Source organism: Alloscardovia criceti DSM 17774, from assembly GCF_000376885.1.
Classification (GTDB): Bacteria; Actinomycetota; Actinomycetes; order Actinomycetales; family Bifidobacteriaceae; genus Alloscardovia; species Alloscardovia criceti.
The window spans coordinates 61,773-77,903 of record NZ_AQXR01000011.1 but is presented as its reverse complement, the minus strand read 5'-3'; the positions used below and the strand labels follow the sequence as shown (position 1 = coordinate 77,903).

19 protein-coding genes and 1 tRNA gene are annotated in these 16,131 nt (G+C 48.6%); 1 reads left to right on the top strand and 19 read right to left on the bottom strand.

The features are described from left to right. Positions 1-18 precede the first annotated feature (18 nt). Positions 19-2,037, bottom strand: coding sequence for a glycoside hydrolase family 127 protein (locus D570_RS0105835; RefSeq protein ID WP_018143455.1), 2,019 nt, complete (start codon positions 2,035-2,037; stop codon positions 19-21). 167 nt (positions 2,038-2,204) lie between these two features. Here D570_RS0105835 and D570_RS0105830 point away from each other — a divergent pair, with 167 nt between their 5' ends. After that, on the top strand, positions 2,205-3,251 hold the full coding sequence (locus D570_RS0105830; RefSeq protein ID WP_018143454.1) for a LacI family DNA-binding transcriptional regulator: 1,047 nt from the start codon (positions 2,205-2,207) through the stop codon (positions 3,249-3,251). Between the two features lie 47 nt (positions 3,252-3,298). On the opposite strand, the gene D570_RS0105825 is transcribed toward D570_RS0105830, so the two are convergent. The 18 genes from D570_RS0105825 to D570_RS0105740 form a co-directional block, all read right to left on the bottom strand. After that, positions 3,299-5,539, bottom strand: a complete 2,241-nt coding sequence (locus D570_RS0105825) for a copper-translocating P-type ATPase (RefSeq protein ID WP_018143453.1) — start codon at positions 5,537-5,539, stop codon at positions 3,299-3,301. 268 nt (positions 5,540-5,807) lie between these two features. Further along, a complete protein-coding gene (locus D570_RS0105820) occupies positions 5,808-6,092 on the bottom strand; it encodes a hypothetical protein (RefSeq protein ID WP_018143452.1) in 285 nt (94 codons plus the stop codon). A gap of 192 nt (positions 6,093-6,284) precedes the next feature. Then, complete coding sequence (locus D570_RS0105815; protein ID WP_018143451.1) at positions 6,285-6,542, bottom strand: DUF2513 domain-containing protein; 258 nt, start codon at positions 6,540-6,542, stop codon at positions 6,285-6,287. A 61-nt stretch (positions 6,543-6,603) separates the two neighbouring features. Then, entirely contained in the window at positions 6,604-6,867 is a 264-nt protein-coding gene (locus D570_RS0105810) for a hypothetical protein (RefSeq protein ID WP_018143450.1), read from the bottom strand. Positions 6,868-6,952: 85 nt separating this feature from the next. Next, positions 6,953-7,234, bottom strand: a complete 282-nt coding sequence (locus tag D570_RS0105805) for a hypothetical protein (RefSeq protein ID WP_018143449.1) — start codon at positions 7,232-7,234, stop codon at positions 6,953-6,955. A gap of 63 nt (positions 7,235-7,297) precedes the next feature. Continuing rightward, positions 7,298-7,561: a hypothetical protein gene (locus D570_RS0105800; protein ID WP_018143448.1), complete on the bottom strand. Its 264-nt coding sequence runs from the start codon at positions 7,559-7,561 to the stop codon at positions 7,298-7,300. Between the two features lie 68 nt (positions 7,562-7,629). After that, positions 7,630-7,893: a hypothetical protein gene (locus tag D570_RS0105795; protein ID WP_018143447.1), complete on the bottom strand. Its 264-nt coding sequence runs from the start codon at positions 7,891-7,893 to the stop codon at positions 7,630-7,632. 59 nt (positions 7,894-7,952) lie between these two features. Next, positions 7,953-8,222, bottom strand: a complete 270-nt coding sequence (locus tag D570_RS0105790; RefSeq protein WP_018143446.1) for a hypothetical protein — start codon at positions 8,220-8,222, stop codon at positions 7,953-7,955. A 2-nt stretch (positions 8,223-8,224) separates the two neighbouring features. Next, entirely contained in the window at positions 8,225-8,485 is a 261-nt protein-coding gene (locus D570_RS0105785) for a hypothetical protein (protein ID WP_018143445.1), read from the bottom strand. 415 nt (positions 8,486-8,900) lie between these two features. Further along, a tRNA-Ser gene (locus D570_RS0105780) sits at positions 8,901-8,986 on the bottom strand. Between the two features lie 490 nt (positions 8,987-9,476). Next, on the bottom strand, positions 9,477-10,433 hold the full coding sequence (locus D570_RS0105770) for a tRNA pseudouridine synthase A (RefSeq protein WP_018143443.1): 957 nt from the start codon (positions 10,431-10,433) through the stop codon (positions 9,477-9,479). Positions 10,434-10,561: 128 nt separating this feature from the next. Next, positions 10,562-11,056, bottom strand: coding sequence for a 50S ribosomal protein L17 (gene rplQ / locus D570_RS0105765; RefSeq protein ID WP_018143442.1), 495 nt, complete (start codon positions 11,054-11,056; stop codon positions 10,562-10,564). Positions 11,057-11,182: 126 nt separating this feature from the next. Next, positions 11,183-12,178, bottom strand: coding sequence for a DNA-directed RNA polymerase subunit alpha (locus D570_RS0105760; protein ID WP_018143441.1), 996 nt, complete (start codon positions 12,176-12,178; stop codon positions 11,183-11,185). Between the two features lie 79 nt (positions 12,179-12,257). Further along, complete coding sequence (rpsK, locus tag D570_RS0105755) at positions 12,258-12,656, bottom strand: 30S ribosomal protein S11 (RefSeq protein WP_018143440.1); 399 nt, start codon at positions 12,654-12,656, stop codon at positions 12,258-12,260. A gap of 67 nt (positions 12,657-12,723) precedes the next feature. Continuing rightward, positions 12,724-13,101, bottom strand: a complete 378-nt coding sequence (rpsM, locus tag D570_RS0105750; RefSeq protein ID WP_018143439.1) for a 30S ribosomal protein S13 — start codon at positions 13,099-13,101, stop codon at positions 12,724-12,726. A 146-nt stretch (positions 13,102-13,247) separates the two neighbouring features. Then, on the bottom strand, positions 13,248-13,364 hold the full coding sequence (gene rpmJ / locus D570_RS09335) for a 50S ribosomal protein L36 (protein ID WP_083907409.1): 117 nt from the start codon (positions 13,362-13,364) through the stop codon (positions 13,248-13,250). An 11-nt stretch (positions 13,365-13,375) separates the two neighbouring features. Beyond that, a complete protein-coding gene (gene infA, locus D570_RS0105745; protein ID WP_018143438.1) occupies positions 13,376-13,594 on the bottom strand; it encodes a translation initiation factor IF-1 in 219 nt (72 codons plus the stop codon). A 226-nt stretch (positions 13,595-13,820) separates the two neighbouring features. Then, a complete protein-coding gene (locus tag D570_RS0105740; RefSeq protein ID WP_018143437.1) occupies positions 13,821-16,127 on the bottom strand; it encodes a DUF2207 domain-containing protein in 2,307 nt (768 codons plus the stop codon). Between the last annotated feature and the right edge of the window lie 4 nt (positions 16,128-16,131).

The following is a 16,131-nucleotide window of genomic DNA, read 5'->3' as shown; positions in this document are numbered from 1 at the left end:
CCGAACAGCTCGCAAATCCTAAAAATCGCTATCAAACCACACTTGCATCTGCCCAATCTCTCGATTCGCCCATGCATAGTATGGAATCATCTTGAGGGTTGCCGGCTTGTCTTCAGAAGCGCTACTGGCATCCATATATAAGGAAGAACCCTGGGCATCCTCGGCTCGCTTTACAGCAGGAAGTTCGATTCGTTCAATACCGTTGAGCTCGTCGGCGTGATACGAAGCCACCGCTTCACCCACACTCCCCCGTGCGATGCGGTAATTCCACAGCGGCGCAGCATTATCGCTTTCTTCTGCGCAATACACCACAGGCCCGCGCATGACGGCAATCTTACCCGCATCATGACGGATGTGAGAGGTAGAGCGCATATAGCGCACAGACATGTCGAGGCTCAGCTCAAGCGTATGCTCACCAGCGCCCAGTACAAAACCCACAAAGCCGTCCTTCACGGCAACGGAAGCAGTTACATCCTCACCATCGCAGACCAGCGCATACTGCGCAGCTGACCATTGTGGGATGCGTACGAGGAAGTTCACTGCATCCGCACCCTCCGGCACGGTCACACGGAATCGGATATCGCCCTCCCAAGGGAAATTCGACTCCTGCTCCACGTGCACGCCCTCAAAGAATTCTGCATTATTTGCGATGAACTGATGCGCCGCAATCGTGCGCGTTTCTGCGTTTACCGTATATAAATACTGATCGATGGATGCGATGAAGCGTGCAATATTGGCTGGGCAGCAGGCACAGCCAAACCAAGAAGCGCGATGCATCAGCACGTGTGCACGGTCTGGGTTATGTTCGGATGCTTGAGGGTCTGCCTCCAAAGGATTGACATAGTAGAAGTGCTTACCATCCAAGGCTATGCCAGAAATCGCACCATTGAAGATTTCCTTCTCCAGCACGTCCGCGTATTCTCCCTTAGGCGCTCCTTCGCTCAAGGACAGCTCTAGCATGCGCCGCGCAAAGAAACTCATGCCTACGGATGCGCAGGATTCACCATACATGGTGTCGTTAGGCAAATCGTAGTCATAGGTGAAGGCCTCGCCCACATGTGTGGAGCCCACACCACCAGTGATATACATGCGACGATGCACAATATTTGACCACAAGCGCTCCGCAGCCTGCCGCAATCCCTCATCGTGAGTCAGTTGCGCCACATGTGCCACGCCGGTCAGCAAATACGCCACGCGCACGGCATGACCTTCGGCGGTTTGCTGCTGCTGAATTGGTCGAGCCGTTTGTGTGTATTCATGACTCCATCCCAGCATTTGAGGGAAAATCGGCGTTGCTCCAGCCGTGCGTGCAGCCTCATTTTGTTTGTCATAAAATGTAGGATCCTGCCCGCGCACCGTAATAAAGAATTCTGCAAGCTTCAGATAGCGTTCTTCCCGTGTGGCATCGTACAGGCGTGCGAGCGCGAGTTCGATTTCCGGATGCCCGTCTGAGCCGTGGATTTTGCCGTCATCCGCACCAAAATGTCCATCGAGGCAGTCTGCCATTTTTCGTGCAATCTGCAAGGCTTGTTCGTTGCCGGTGACTTCGAAATACGCCACACCGGCTTCGATGTAATGCCCCATCACATACATTTCGTGGCTTTGCTGAATTTGGCTAAAACGAGGTCGTTTCGCATACGATCCCGAACGGATCTGGAACGGTGTGTCTAAATAGCCATCTGTATCCTGCGCTCGGGCAATGAGATCTATTAGCTCATCACAAGTTTTACGCAGTGCCGGATTATCCGAGTAATTCAGCACATATGCGGCTTCTTCCAGCCATTTGTATACGTCCGAATCTTGGAAAACCATACCATTAAAATCGGCCTGCTCATCGCCAGCCGCCACGCGTAAATTGCGCACTGCGTGACTCCACTCGTGAGATAAGGCCTCGACCTCTACACCGGATGGATCTAGCGGAATATCAATGCGTTGCTCATCATTGATAACAGCCCACTGATAGGGGATAACTTCTGTGGCGACATTTTCACGGTAGCGCTTCCAAAATGGCGATGTCACCGAAACTCGTGCATGCATTCTTGTCCTTTCCTCATTGATAGTGACATTCAGCACATTGCTGTGCGTGCATACTCGAGTGTAAGAAAAAAGATTTTATCGAATTTTCAGAACCATCGGTTGGGAAAATTTTCCCAGTTTTGCGCATGAACAGAATTCTTTGTGATCCTTTTCATACAATTATATGTATGTCACAGCGCCCAACCCTTGCTCAGTTAGCGGAGATTTCGCATGTTTCCGTTAGCACTGCGTCTAAAGCCCTGAATGGTACGGGTCGCATTAGTGCGCAAACGCGCAGGATTGTGCAACTTAATGCCGAGAAACTGGGATATACGACGAAACGAACTTCTCAGACTTCGGACCGTACGGGGCTGGTTGGTCTGATTACCTCGGATCTCAATGGCCGTTTCGCCTTGCCGCTGCTCACCGGTGTTGAGGAGGCTTTGGGTGCCGCGCATCACACGGCTCTGCTCATGAGCTCGCATAAATCCTATGAGCTGGAAAAACAGCATATTGCACAGCTCACTTCACGCGGAATTGACGGATTAATCGTCGTCGGCGATTCCACTAACCCGCGCCCGCCCATCGATCCTCGGATTCTCGGAGGCCTTCCCACTGTGTATGCCTATGCTCCTTCCACGGACGCTAACGACTGCAGCATCGTATGCGATAATGTAGGCGCCGGACGTCAAGCTATCGAATATCTGATTGGCATAGGACGGTCCGCCATTGCCATCGTCGGCGGTGGCGAGAATTATCAAGCGGCGAAAGATCGCATCACGGGGGCACAATCAGCATTTTCACTCTATGGATTGCAGCCTATACGCATTATTAATGACCGCTGGAGTGAGGAATGGGGCGAGCGCGCGGCCGGACTGCTCCTTGCCGACCATCCTGAAGTGGATGCAATCTACTGTCTGAGTGATGAAATTGCACGCGGCATGATCATAGGGCTTATGCATCACGGTAAAACAGTGCCTGGCGACATCGCCGTCCTTGGGCATGATAATTGGGAAGTGTACAGCACAGGCACACATCCGACGCTGACGACTTTTGACAATAATATTCAACTGGTGGGCAAAACGGCTGCCGATTATTTGTTCCAAGCCCTTCATGGGAAGCCTTATCAGGGCACAATTTCGGTGGAATGTCCGATGATTATCCGTGAATCCACCGATGTCGGAATAACAACTCGATTGTATGGTTCGAGCTGGTATAACGGATTTGAGGAATAAAAAGACGACCCAAGCATCCGCTCAGGTCGCCTTTGTCGTTATGCGCGTTACTTCTTAATGTGCAAGGTCATAGCGTTAATAGCCACAATCACCGTGCTCAGCGACATCAAAATTGCACCCACTGCCGGGCTGAGGATGAAACCGATGGGCGCCAAAATACCAGCTGCTAATGGGATGGCAATCAGATTGTAGCCTGCTCCCCACCACAGATTTTGCACCATCTTGCGGCGCGTTTGCTTCGCTAGATCGAGGAAACGCACGATATCGTCCGGATTACTTTCCGTCAGCACAACGTCTGCGGATTCGATGGCCACATCCGTACCAGCGCCGATGGCAATGCCAATTGTAGCTCGAGCCAAGCTTGGCGCATCATTGATACCATCGCCCACCATGGCCACGCGCTTTCCTTGGCTGGTCAGCGATGCCACGATGCCTTCCTTGCCTTCTGGCAAAAGGGCTGCGTGATACTGGTCAATGCCCAAGTAATGCGCCACACCGGCAGCGGCCTCCTCGTTATCGCCTGTCAGCATCACCGGTGTAATGCCCATTTCCTTGAGTGATGCAATAAACTTCCGAGCTTCTGGCTTGACCTTATCACCTAACGCCATGAAACCAACCAATTGGCCATCGATGAGTACGAAGCTCATCGTATTGCCCTCATCCACATACGTGGACGTTGCGCTCGTCTCCACGTGCAGATTTAGCCGATGCAGTTCTTTGGCATTGACTATCTGCACCTGCTTACCGTTGACAGTGCCTTGCAAGCCCACACCTGCGAGATTCTTGGAATCGGTCGAGGTATAAGGTTCAATTCCTTCGCTGTGAATGTACTTCATCACGCCCACGGCAATCGGATGATTTGCTGTGGATTCTAGCGCGCCAATATACTTGAGCAACTCCGTGCGGTCGATTGTATGGTCGGCATCATGCACCACTTCTACGCCGGTGACTGCGAAGGTGCCTTGAGTTAATGTGCCTGTCTTATCCAACAAAATCGTGTCAATATTATGCGCATTTTCCAAAGCGTTGCGATTCTTTAGCAACAAACCGTTGCGCGCAGCGATGGAAGTGGAACGTGCCACAACCAGTGGAATGGCCAAGCCTAATGCGTGAGGGCAGGCGATAATAAAAACGGTCACCATGCGTTCCAAAGCCGTTGGCACATCGTCCGCAAAGATCCACACGATAAACGCCAGTACACCCACAGCGAGCGCAACGTAGAACAACCACTGCGCTACCTTGTCGGACAATGTTTCCAGTCTGGACTTTTCGGCCTGGGCGCGGCGTACCATATCCATGACCTGAGCCAGGTAACCGTTTTCGCCTGTGCCCGTTACGCGGATCTGCATCGTACCATCGCCGTTTACCGAACCGCCGATAACCTTATCGCCGGCATTCTTGGTGACACCGCGAGATTCACCCGTAATCGCTGATTCGTCGACGATGGACGAACCCTGCTCAATTACGCCATCAGCCGGCATTTTGTCACCTGCACGTACAACGAGAAGATCGCCGGCTTGTACAGATTGCAGAGAAACCTTTTCCTCGCTGCCATCCTCACGAATGCGCGTCACCTCATCTGGTAAGAGCTCTGCCAGCTTGTGCAACGCATCACTTGCATTAGACACGGCGCTCATTTCAATCCAGTGTCCGAGCAGCATAATGACGATTAATGTAGCGAGTTCCCAGAAGAAGTCCATCACATGACCGTGGAAGAAATTATTGACCACGAACGCATAGAGACTGTAAATATAGGACACCGAAATGCCCATAGCAATCAGCGTCATCATGGCAGGGCGCTTCTGCGTCAATTCCATCTTGGCGCCCGATAAGAATGGCTGACCGCCGTAGAAGAAGAGAATAGTTGCCACAATGAGCACTACCCAGTTAGAGCCTGGGAAGGTGAATTGGAACGGCAGCTCCATGCCCATCATCGGGGAAAGAATAATAATAGGAATAGCCAGCACCAGTGACAGCCAGAATTTCTGCTTAAAGTTTCCCATGTGCATGGAATGGTCCATGTGACCCATGTCGTGCATGTCGTGGCTGGAGTGGCTCATGTGAGCCATACCGTTCATGCCATGGTCTGCGTGGTTCATATGCATGTGGTGCGAATGCTCAGCATGGCTCATTTCTGAATGATTCATCCGCTTCGAGTGATCCGCTGTGTCCATATCGTGCACGTCGTGATCCATATGAGTATGCTCGGAATGATCCATCTCCTCCATCCCGTGCATCTCATGATTCATTTCCATATCATGCATATTTTTGTGTGCATGTTCGTCCATAATATGCAACCCCTTCTCTGTATCGGCATTCTCACAGCACTGCTCTCTATAAAGCATTCAATGTCGAGGCATCACAGCTTTCAGAAGTATGTATAAGTGTTTTCGCTATATCCAACACTGTGCAGAAATTGAGTATTCCGATATGGGGTTATTTATCTGATGGTGAATTTTTATGTGCTTCGTTTTCCCTCAGCATCTAGAACTATGCAATAAGTTTTTAATACTATACAACTTCTCGGAGGTTGTTTTTCAAAATACAACAGGAACGTTAGGTTACTCCAAACCCAAGTTTTCCGCATAAGACAATCTTATTGAGCTGGTTTTTCAGCTCCTGATTCTCGCTCGTTAAAGACTGCACACTCTTGTCCGAGGATTCACTATGCTTTTTCAGCACAGACAGCTCCTTATCCGACTTTTTCGCACGGTCCTCCCATTTACGAGCCATAGCCTTCCAATCAGTAGAATCAGTGTCTGCTCCCTGCGGCGTAGACTCTGCATTCTCTGTAGAAGCCGGCTCTATAATTTCAGTAGTAGTGACTTGTTCGTCTGTCATAGTGGCAACTCCTTTACTATTTCGCCCCTGCGGGCATGAAAATACCCCGACAGCCCTGCGGCTAATCGGGGTTAAAACGCAACAATGAAAAGAATCGAACTCTTCAAACCCCAACGGTTCCCACCCATGGAATGTCTAACCGAATACTAAATTCGGCATTTCCTCATAATTCATGCTATCTGCTGACTGGATTCATCCCCACTTTTCAACCTCATCGAGAAAATCATTACCCTTCCACGTCAACGACTTAATAAACGCGTCAAGAATATCCCCACTCATATCCCGCACAATCGTCCCCTTGACCAGTCCTGCTTGAATAAGCAAATCCACATGATACACAGCCATCCTAAAATCATGAGACGAATCAACCAAAACACGCGCATCCACAGCACCCGAAGACTGAGCAACAATCCTGAGAATATGACGCACATGATCCATATCACGACGCATACACTTCCTCCTAACACAAAAGGACCATCCAATATGGATGGTCCAGTAAAAATGGGCGATGCTAAACTGCCTTCTGCAGAAGATATTGGCAGTCTTCTATGGCTTCTTCATATTCGTCGTCTACTGCCATGTCGTACACACGTTTGAGCAGGTTTTTGTCATAAGATAAATTATTAATACGCAAAATGTGAACAGCTATGAACAAGGCAAGAATTTCCGAATCACAGTCTGCAGTCACATCTACGTCGTCCGCTTCTTCTGTCAGCCCCTCTTGTTCAAGGAACGACACTATATCGTGTACATCTTGTTTAAGAAAGCTTATCATTCTTGCCTCCCTTCTGGATATATACTAGTAATTCTACCCTTGGATGTAGATACTCGCATCTTCACGTTATGATAGAATCCCTTGACTACTTTGCTGCCATTGCCTGTATTATTACGAATAACCTGCTCCGTACGTTGAGAATGTCTTGTGCGTTCCAATGGGGAGGGAAAACAGGCCTGTCTGCAATCCATCCATACCCGTTCGAATGCCCTCCTTTGTATCCCCACTCTATTCGCCCTGTGTTTGAATTTTTAGCCTTATAATAGGCATATTCAGCCTCTTCAGCTTCCTCAGGGAAACCGTGAGAACGTAGAGTAGCAATATAGAAATCGATTACTTCTTTTTCCTTAGAAACAAATGCATTCATTTTCCCTCAAACCATGTCAAGAACGAGTATCCAAATAATCTTTCAGAAAACTTTGGGATGCTTCTACACTGTTTTTTGTAATAGGTACTGACAGTCTTCAGCGATTTCTTCTTCATCGTTATCCACTGCCATCTCATATATCCATGCGACAAAACTTTTGCGATACGTTAAATCGTGCTCACGCAAAACTTGTATCGCCATAAATAAAGCGAGAACTTCAGAATCACAATCAGCAGTAATTCTAATATCATCTGCCTCTGTCGGAAGTCCTTCTTTCTCTATGAAAAATGCAACTTCCTCTACCGCTCTTATAAGAAAACCCACCATTATTGCCTTCTCCCAACGCTAATCCATAGCACACGCTACCTTACTTGAGCGAATAAAATATAGTGAATTCAAGAAATACGTTGTAGTAGATACTGACAGTCCTCAATAGCCTGTTCATTCTCATCCTGCTCCGCAAGATAAAGGACCTCATCAATAATATTGTGCGGAACATCGAGTCCAAATTTGCATACATAAAATATGCCACCGTATTGCGCTATCGACCCTTCTCCAGCTAATTCATCTTCAAGAATATCCTGCGCCGCTTCGTGATGACCACTGTCTTCAAGAATAGTTATTAGCTTTCGTGTCCTCTCACTGATTTTTTTCCTCATCTAATTCATTCACCTACCGAAGTAAACCCGGCAACTCTGGAAATCATGTAAGTAGCATACTAAGCTGATTTTGCTTGTAACGATCTACAAGCTTCTATTGCATCGTCATCTTCCCAATTTAGGGCAATTTTAAGCGTTTGTTCCACGATTTCATTGGGCACCGTTAAATTGTACAAATCTGCATAAAATACCCCCGTGCCGATAGCTATTGCTGTTTCACCAGCATCAGCAGACCAACGCATCTCTTGCACTTCTTTGTCGTATCCATGCTTGGTCAAGATTTTATCATAAATGTCAACGATATCCTCATAGGTAAATTGTGCAACCAATTTTACAATGTTCTTTCTAAAAAGTGACAATCCTCAATAGCCTCTGCATCGTCCTCTTGCTCCGCGACATCCAAGACATCCACAACAAGATTACGAGATATTGGAATATTCAACCGATTTATATAGCCAATCGCAATACATTGTGCAACAGCCCATTCACCGTCTTGAACGATCTCCTCAATTAGCTCTCCCTCTGCTTCATACCCTGCTTTCATCAACAAATCAATGAGCTGTTGCGATAATGGATCTACAGTTGCTGGCATTTGGTGCACCCCTCGATGATGTACAATCATCATTTTACCTGTAGGTAATCGCGCACATCACGAAACTGATTGAGGTATCAACAAACGAGCGTTAGAACGTCTAATTTGATCAAAGAAGTAAATATTTCGCGATCCTCTCTCAATTCGCCGTAGAATCGTACCTTAACTTTGCACGTAAATCGTTATATACAACGTTTTGACTGAAGCAGTTTATCTGTATCGCAGCATGCTTGTCAGTATGATTCACATATGAAGCATTACTGGGTTAAGTTTATCGGCAATTGTTGCGCTTCACCGTACATTGAAGCTGTTTAATATCCTACCGATTGGGATACCGTACTAGAATACAGCGATCGCCTCAAAAGCCTCGCCAAACATATAAAGCCCTCCCCGAATGTTCGGAAAGGGCATAGGGCGGATGATAAGGGATTTGAACCCTTGGAGGTGTTTAGCCTCACACGATTTCGAGTCGTGCTCCTTCGACCGCTCGGACAATCATCCATATTGTTTTAACGCCATTGAGTTAAATTAACTTCCGGAAGTTAAAGACAACTTATTAAGTATGCCATAATCCCAAGAAAAACTCTAATTACCTCATAATGTCGGGCAAATTCTACACACCAAAACCGCGCGTCTTACTCTGAATGAACTAGATTGGGAGTCAGCTACGCAGAACTAGATGTGCTCATATAGACAAACCCTCACTCTAATCCTGTGTCCAGCAAAATAAAGATAATTCAATAGTTCAGAGGTAGTTATGCGCATTGGACCAAGGAAGCCCAGCTTTAAGAAAAGTTTCAAAGCTCGAACAACTGGCAGATTGAAAAGACAGGTAAAACGAGCTATCAATCCTTTCTACGGTAGGAAAGGTATGGGACTTCTTCATGATCCAAAACGCAGCATCAAGAATCGTATCTATCACCGCACCACATTTAGCATTGTTGATTTGCTTATTGATTTGTTTAAACCGAAAAAGAAGTAGATTTCTCAGCTACTCCAACGTCCGCACGGCACGGATAGCCTGCGCTCGCTCTTCCAGCAAATCATCGCTGGGATAATTCACTCGCTCAAGCGTTAATCCACAAGACGGCGCAGGACCTGTTAGCCCCTCACGTGCAGGTTTGGATACCTTATCCTTAAACCATTCCACGGTTTTTTTGCCGCGCCCCACCGCAATGCACGCACCCACGAGTGAACGCACCATATTGCGCGCAAAAGCATCGGCGATGATGGTAAAGGTCAGCAAGCCGGACTCTGCTACCTCAATCTCATACGCAGACTCCACACTTTGCGGATCTGCGCCGATAGCCTGAGTCTGTAGCTGCTCTGCCCCACCACCATAGACATGCGCCGGCGTTAATGCGTACGATGGCACTCTTTGCCATCCGGCAAATTTCACCTCACGAATGGTGGTACCACCCGGATTCGGCAAAGCAAACGAACCAAAATCATGCAAACCAATTGTCGCTTCTGCGGCAGCATTCATTGCAGCCACATCCAGCTCCTCATCCACGCGCAGCACCATATTCCTCAAACGCGGGTCGCGATGTGCGCCCCTATCCGCCACTCGGTACACATACACACGATCGGAAGCAGAAAAGCGTGCATCAAATCCGGCCGGCGCCTCAGTAATTGAAAATATTGAAATATCCGATGGTACCATGCGTACCACACGCCTATACAAGGCTTCCACAGCGCTCACACCCTGCATATGCCCAATCACCTTCTCCAGCGCATCATCGTCCACATCAATGTGGCAGACTTGCCCACTGGCATGCACCCCCGCATCGGTGCGACCGGCCACCACCAACTGCACAGCATCCGGATCCAGCCTCAAAATCTTGCACAGTACGGCTTCAATCTCCCCTTGCACGGTACGTTGATTGCTTTGACGAGCCCACCCATGGAAATCGGTACCGTCATAAGCCAGATCAATTCGTAAACGCATATGTCATATTCTACGCAAAACCGCGTACGCGGCGAAAAGCATGGTTTTGTCTGCACGGCACAAGACCACACATACAAAAAGGCCCGAGGACGAACCTCGGGCCTTTCAAAGTAACAAAAGAGTAAGAACTACTCTGCTGCTTCCTCAGTTGCAGCTTCTTCAGCTACTGGAGCTTCAGCTGGAGTTTCTACTGTTTCCTCAGCCTTGTCTTCAGCAACCTTAACAGCAGCTTCAGCTTCCTTCACAGTTGCCTGCTTTGGGGAAACTGGCTCGGTTACGAGCTCGATTACTGCCATTGCTGCATTATCGCCCTGACGTGGAGCGATCTTGATAATGCGGGTGTAGCCACCTTCACGCTGTTCCATCTGCTCTGCAATCACGGTGAAAAGTGCGTGTACCACAGACTTGTTGCGGATTACGCGCATCACGCGACGGCGAGAGTGCAAATCACCACGCTTTGCGAGAGTGATGAGACGCTCAGCAAGTGGGCGCAAACGCTTTGCCTTTGGCAAAGTTGTCGTAATACGACCATTTTGGAACAAGCTTGTAGCCATGTTCGCGAGCATAAGACGCTCGTGAGCTGGGCTCGAAGCCAAACGTGGACCCTTCTTTGGTCTTGGCATTTTGTTCTCCTTATCCGGCACAGGTGGGCATAAGCCCGAACATCCGTGCTGGGTTCTGTGTTATGACGGTGAATTCTTCAGAACTCCGACCGTAATAAATTCAACCTGTTCAGGTTGAAAGGCTTATTACATATCGTCTGGAGTAAAGAATGTGCCACCCTCGAGATCAACTGGGTTGAATCCCAATGGAGAAGCCTTGAGGGAAAGACCACGAGCTTCGAGCTTTTCCTTAACTTCATCAATGGACTTCATACCAAAATTACGAATATCAAGCAGATCCTGCTCAGTGCGCTTGACGAGTTCTCCTACAGTGTGAATTCCTTCACGCTTCAGGCAGTTGTAGGAACGCTGGGTAAGATTGAGGTCCTCAATAGGAATCTCAAGTTCAGGGTCAGCCTCTTCTACTACTGGAGCAGCGCCAACCTCAATACCTTCAGCTTCTACATTCAACTCACGTGCGAGACCGAAGAGCTCTACCAAGGTAGCTCCAGCGGAAGCGATAGCATCGCGAGGAGAAATTGCCTGCTTTGTTTCTACGTCAAGAATGAGCTTGTCAAAGTCTGTGCGCTGATCAACGCGGGTAGCTTCGACCTTATAGCTCACCTTAAGCACTGGAGAGTAAATGGAATCGACAGGAATGCGGCCGATTTCATCACCTTCCTGCTTATTCATCTGAGCTGGCACGTAACCGCGACCACGCTCAACTGTGAACTCAATCTCCAATTCGCCATCTTCTGCAAGAGTTGCGATGTGCAAATCAGGATTTGCGACAACGACGCCTGCAACTTCAGTGATGTCACCGGCGGTAACTTCCCCTTCGCCGCTCTTGTGCAAGTAAATTGCAACCGGCTCGTCGTATTCGCTCGTGAGCACAATTCCCTTGATATTGAGGAGGATTTCGGTTACGTCTTCCTTAACGCCTGGCAGAGTTGTGAACTCGTGCAAAGCACCGGAAATGCGAACCGATGTCACTGCAGCTCCTGGAATGGAGCTTAAAAGCGTACGACGCAATGAATTACCTAGGGTGTAGCCAAAGCCTGGCTCCAATGGAGTAAAGGTGAAGCGTGAACGCTGAGGATTGATAACTTCCTCTGTCAGTGACGGACGCTGTGCAATAAGCACCTTCGTATCCTTTCAGCTTAAGATCAGTGTGCACTTTCTGATCTTCGCGGGTTGGACTAATAAATTGTCTGTCTTGTGCTCAGACGCGGCGACGCTTTGGAGGGCGTACGCCATTGTGTGCCTGTGGGGTCACGTCGGAGATAGAACCAACTTCGAGACCTGCAGACTGGAGGGAACGGATAGCGGTTTCGCGACCGGAACCTGGACCCTTTACAAATACATCAACCTTCTTGACTCCGTGTTCCTGAGCCTTGCGAGCAGCAGCTTCTGCTGCCATACCTGCTGCGTAAGGCGTGGACTTACGGGAGCCCTTGAAGCCTACATCTCCACCAGAAGCCCAGGAGATAACTGCACCTGAAGGATCTGTGATGGAAATAATAGTGTTATTGAATGTGGACTTAATATGCGCTTGGCCGACTGGAACCGATTTGCGGTCCTTACGACGAGGCTTGCGCGTGGCTTGCTTTGCAGCTGCCATGAGAGACCCTCATTTCCTTATAGCTTATATGTCATTAAGCGATGCGTGTTACCGCGTGGCTTATGTACTACTTAGTAGCTTTCTTCTTTCCAGCAACTGTGCGCTTTGGACCCTTGCGGGTACGTGCGTTAGTCTTGGTGCGCTGACCGCGTACAGGAAGGTGACGGCGGTGACGCATACCTTGATAAGAATTGATTTGAATCTTACGACGAATGTCTGCATCGATTTCACGACGCAAATCACCCTCAATCTTGTAGTTGCCTTCGATGTAATCACGAAGTTGAATGAGCTGCTCGTCAGACAGATCCTTTACACGAGTATCAGGATTGATACCAGTTGCTTCGAGTGTCTCCTTAGCGCGAGTACGTCCTACACCAAAAATATAGGTGAGAGCAATTTCGATGCGCTTCTCATTAGGGATGTCGACTCCGGCAAGACGTGCCATCTTCGAATTCCTTTTCTGTTTCTACGGGGGTCGTGCACTAAATCTCCCGCCTTTATGCGGCCCAAGCCTCCGTACTTGGGGTTCAACCTTGCTTACTCAGCAATGCTGTGATTTAGCGCCTTTAATATGGTCGCTGTGACCTGTAACTAGCCCTGACGCTGCTTATGACGTGGGTTTGCGCTGCAGATTACCATTACGCGACCGTGACGGCGAATCACACGGCAAGAGTCGCAGATACGCTTCACACTTGGGCTAACCTTCATGGGGCTTTCCTTTACTTGTAACGGTATGTAATACGACCGCGAGTCAAATCATATGGACTCATTTCGAGTGCCACACGATCCTGAGGAAGAATGCGAATGTAGTTCTTTCGCATCTTTCCCGAAATTGTAGCCAATACGATATGCTTGTTTTCTAATTCGACACGGAACATTGCATTAGGCAAAGCCTCTACAACTGTTCCTTCGACTTCGATCACACCATCTTTAGCCATTGGCCTCATTCCTCGCTTGATTACTAGAGTGCTTTCTTATGAAAACACACCAACATTAAATAATAACAGAATACGCGGACCAGTTTCAAGTAGTCCGCGTACATTTCTTGCATACACAATTATATGCATCGTATGCGACTAAAATACTAGCATCGTCAGCCTCCCGCCGCAGCTTTTCTTCCTCACAGATGAATAACGAAAGACTGGATTTGCACGGCTTGTCGGTTTAGCGACCGCCGAAGCCGCCGCCGCCTCCGCCGCCGCCTCCGCCGCCGAAACTTCCCCCTCCACTGCCGGAGCCACTGGACGCAGACGGATCATTCATAGCCGTACTAAAGTCACTTTGGATAGATCCCAGACTGTTATTAAAGGAGGTGACGAAATTACTGAAGCTGGAGAAGTCTGGTCCCGCATTGAAACCACTAAATCCGCGAGCGCCCATAGTCGTGGAGGTATCCCCAAAGCCACTACTGTAGTATGGCATCCACATCCATTGCGTAGAGGTATACGGCATCGCCACCACAGCATCCGGATCCATCTGCTGCTGCGCGGCCACCATATCATGCATCGTCTTTGCCACTTTTTCGCTCATGCCAAATGCCGCCGCATAGACAAGGTATCGATCCCACAGCACCATATCTTCCACCCCGCGATCACGAAAATCGCTGAAGTCATCCAGGTAGCGTGCCAACCCCTGAACCTGTCCGATGAGCACATCTTCCGTGTTATACAGCATGGAGTCCGTACCATACACCTGCGCTAAGCCAATAAAGAAAGCCATAATCGTGCCCAGAATCATATAGGCCGCGAAATACCCGCCAACCTGGGCTCCAAATGCCATAAATGCCGCATAAAATGTGCCTATGGTCATAGGAAAGGACTTGAGCGCCCCTGTACCTTTGACGAGATGCAGGGATTCAAACTCCGATGTAAAGCTCGTAAACATATACTGCACATCGAAGGCACGACCCTTGTCATAGTCCCCTGAAACCTTTTTAATATCTTTATTGTCGATAATTAGGCTATTTCTTTCGTGGGAAACATTTTGCAACACACGCAAGAGGAATCTTTCGGATTCGCTGAGATGATGCCGACGCGCAAAGTCCTCATTAAAGGAATCCCGTGAGAGGATATAGGTCATGCCCTGATTGGATTTTCTTGCATTTACCTCGGACAGTGCATAGTTCAAGCCTCGAATGCTATTATTCATCGGCTGATTTGCAGTGCTTTCTCCTCGGAATGCACCCCTTATCGTGGCGTCTATGCTACCTGCTGTATTCACGTCCAGAGGAACTGCCATGTAATTATGTGCTCTGCCAGGCAAGATAAAAATAGCTTTTTTGGACAGCAAAGAGAGCATAGTAGCGCTCAAGGCATTACGTGTGGTCTTTTTGTCCGTACTCTTTTTTCCTTGAAGGACGGCATACAGCTTGGCCGCTGCCGCAGGCGAAATAGGCACAGGCTCGCGGAAGTATTCGATATTTCCCGTATATTGCGATTTTTTCCTCGATTTTCGCGCTCCACTGACGAGCCAGAAAATCAGAAGAAGGCCCAGAACCACCACTCCTGCAAGCACCGCCAGTCTCATGCGTGCGGCCCGCACCTGTTTAGACTGCCACTGATCGGCCAATGCGCCTTCTGTGCTGCGCACTTCTGCGACGGTCTGTGTGTCATCGTGACGTGCAATGGCGCTGAGATAATCGCTCGCATCGCTTTGATACAGCATAACGAAATCGACATAGTTTTCTGGCTCGATATTATCCGCCGAAAAATGCATCTGCCGGTCACCCACTTTGGCGGTCATGCCATTACCGGTGTAATGCATCCAGGTCCAATTCTGGCTCGCCTCATCCGGATAATAAATATCGCCTTCCAGATGTGCGATAGGGATTTGATTCTCCGCACTAATCGGCTCCCACATGGAGTACACGCCATCTTGATATGCGGTACCCATATTTTTGAACGTCATATTAATTTCAAAACTTTGAGTGCCTGCATCGGTTAAGGGGATGTTCCAGCCTAATTCGACCTTTTCGCTGGTGGCTTCTACGGCGTCTTTTGTGGTTACAGGCAGACCATTACTATCCTCAATATCACTATCATCGGCGAGGTTTCTGAAATACCACGTGCCCGCTGCCTGCTCATCCCAATTTGTGTAGCCATGCGTATCTGTATCGACATCCACGTAGCTCGCTCGCGTATAATCCTGATTAGTGGTCAGGTTTTTTACCGAAATATCTTCAATATTCGTCAGATCTGAACTCTTCAAAGTATACGTTTGGTAGAGCTGACGCCACGGAGAGCCACGTTTTTTCAGGTCAATGGTCACATTCTGCTGAATGTGCAAATCGCCATTGCTTTGCACACGCGCGGTGTATGCCAAATTCGTATAGGTGAGCTGCGCCCCTGACTCAGACTCGTCATCAAAGAAGTTCCCACTCCAGTTCGCAACCACAAAAATGACAATAAATACCAGCGCACCGCTGATGCCGCCCAACAGTGCGCGAGCATTTAATTTTAATGAATCAAACATGAGC

Bases quoted from the DNA above. Each gene is read 5' to 3' on its own strand.
- D570_RS0105835 (WP_018143455.1), bottom strand. From the start codon at position 2,037: ATGCATGCACGAGTTTCGGTGACATCGCCATTTTGGAAGCGCTACCGT.
- D570_RS0105830 (WP_018143454.1), top strand. From the start codon at position 2,205: ATGTCACAGCGCCCAACCCTTGCTCAGTTAGCGGAGATTTCGCATGTT.
- D570_RS0105825 (WP_018143453.1), bottom strand. From the start codon at position 5,539: ATGGACGAACATGCACACAAAAATATGCATGATATGGAAATGAATCAT.
- D570_RS0105820 (WP_018143452.1), bottom strand. From the start codon at position 6,092: ATGACAGACGAACAAGTCACTACTACTGAAATTATAGAGCCGGCTTCT.
- D570_RS0105815 (WP_018143451.1), bottom strand. From the start codon at position 6,542: ATGCGTCGTGATATGGATCATGTGCGTCATATTCTCAGGATTGTTGCT.
- D570_RS0105810 (WP_018143450.1), bottom strand. From the start codon at position 6,867: ATGATAAGCTTTCTTAAACAAGATGTACACGATATAGTGTCGTTCCTT.
- D570_RS0105805 (WP_018143449.1), bottom strand. From the start codon at position 7,234: ATGAATGCATTTGTTTCTAAGGAAAAAGAAGTAATCGATTTCTATATT.
- D570_RS0105800 (WP_018143448.1), bottom strand. From the start codon at position 7,561: ATGGTGGGTTTTCTTATAAGAGCGGTAGAGGAAGTTGCATTTTTCATA.
- D570_RS0105795 (WP_018143447.1), bottom strand. From the start codon at position 7,893: ATGAGGAAAAAAATCAGTGAGAGGACACGAAAGCTAATAACTATTCTT.
- D570_RS0105785 (WP_018143445.1), bottom strand. From the start codon at position 8,485: ATGCCAGCAACTGTAGATCCATTATCGCAACAGCTCATTGATTTGTTG.
- D570_RS0105770 (WP_018143443.1), bottom strand. From the start codon at position 10,433: ATGCGTTTACGAATTGATCTGGCTTATGACGGTACCGATTTCCATGGG.
- rplQ (WP_018143442.1), bottom strand. From the start codon at position 11,056: ATGCCAAGACCAAAGAAGGGTCCACGTTTGGCTTCGAGCCCAGCTCAC.
- rpsK (WP_018143440.1), bottom strand. From the start codon at position 12,656: ATGGCAGCTGCAAAGCAAGCCACGCGCAAGCCTCGTCGTAAGGACCGC.
- rpsM (WP_018143439.1), bottom strand. From the start codon at position 13,101: ATGGCACGTCTTGCCGGAGTCGACATCCCTAATGAGAAGCGCATCGAA.
- rpmJ (WP_083907409.1), bottom strand. From the start codon at position 13,364: ATGAAGGTTAGCCCAAGTGTGAAGCGTATCTGCGACTCTTGCCGTGTG.
- infA (WP_018143438.1), bottom strand. From the start codon at position 13,594: ATGGCTAAAGATGGTGTGATCGAAGTCGAAGGAACAGTTGTAGAGGCT.
- D570_RS0105740 (WP_018143437.1), bottom strand. From the start codon at position 16,127: ATGTTTGATTCATTAAAATTAAATGCTCGCGCACTGTTGGGCGGCATC.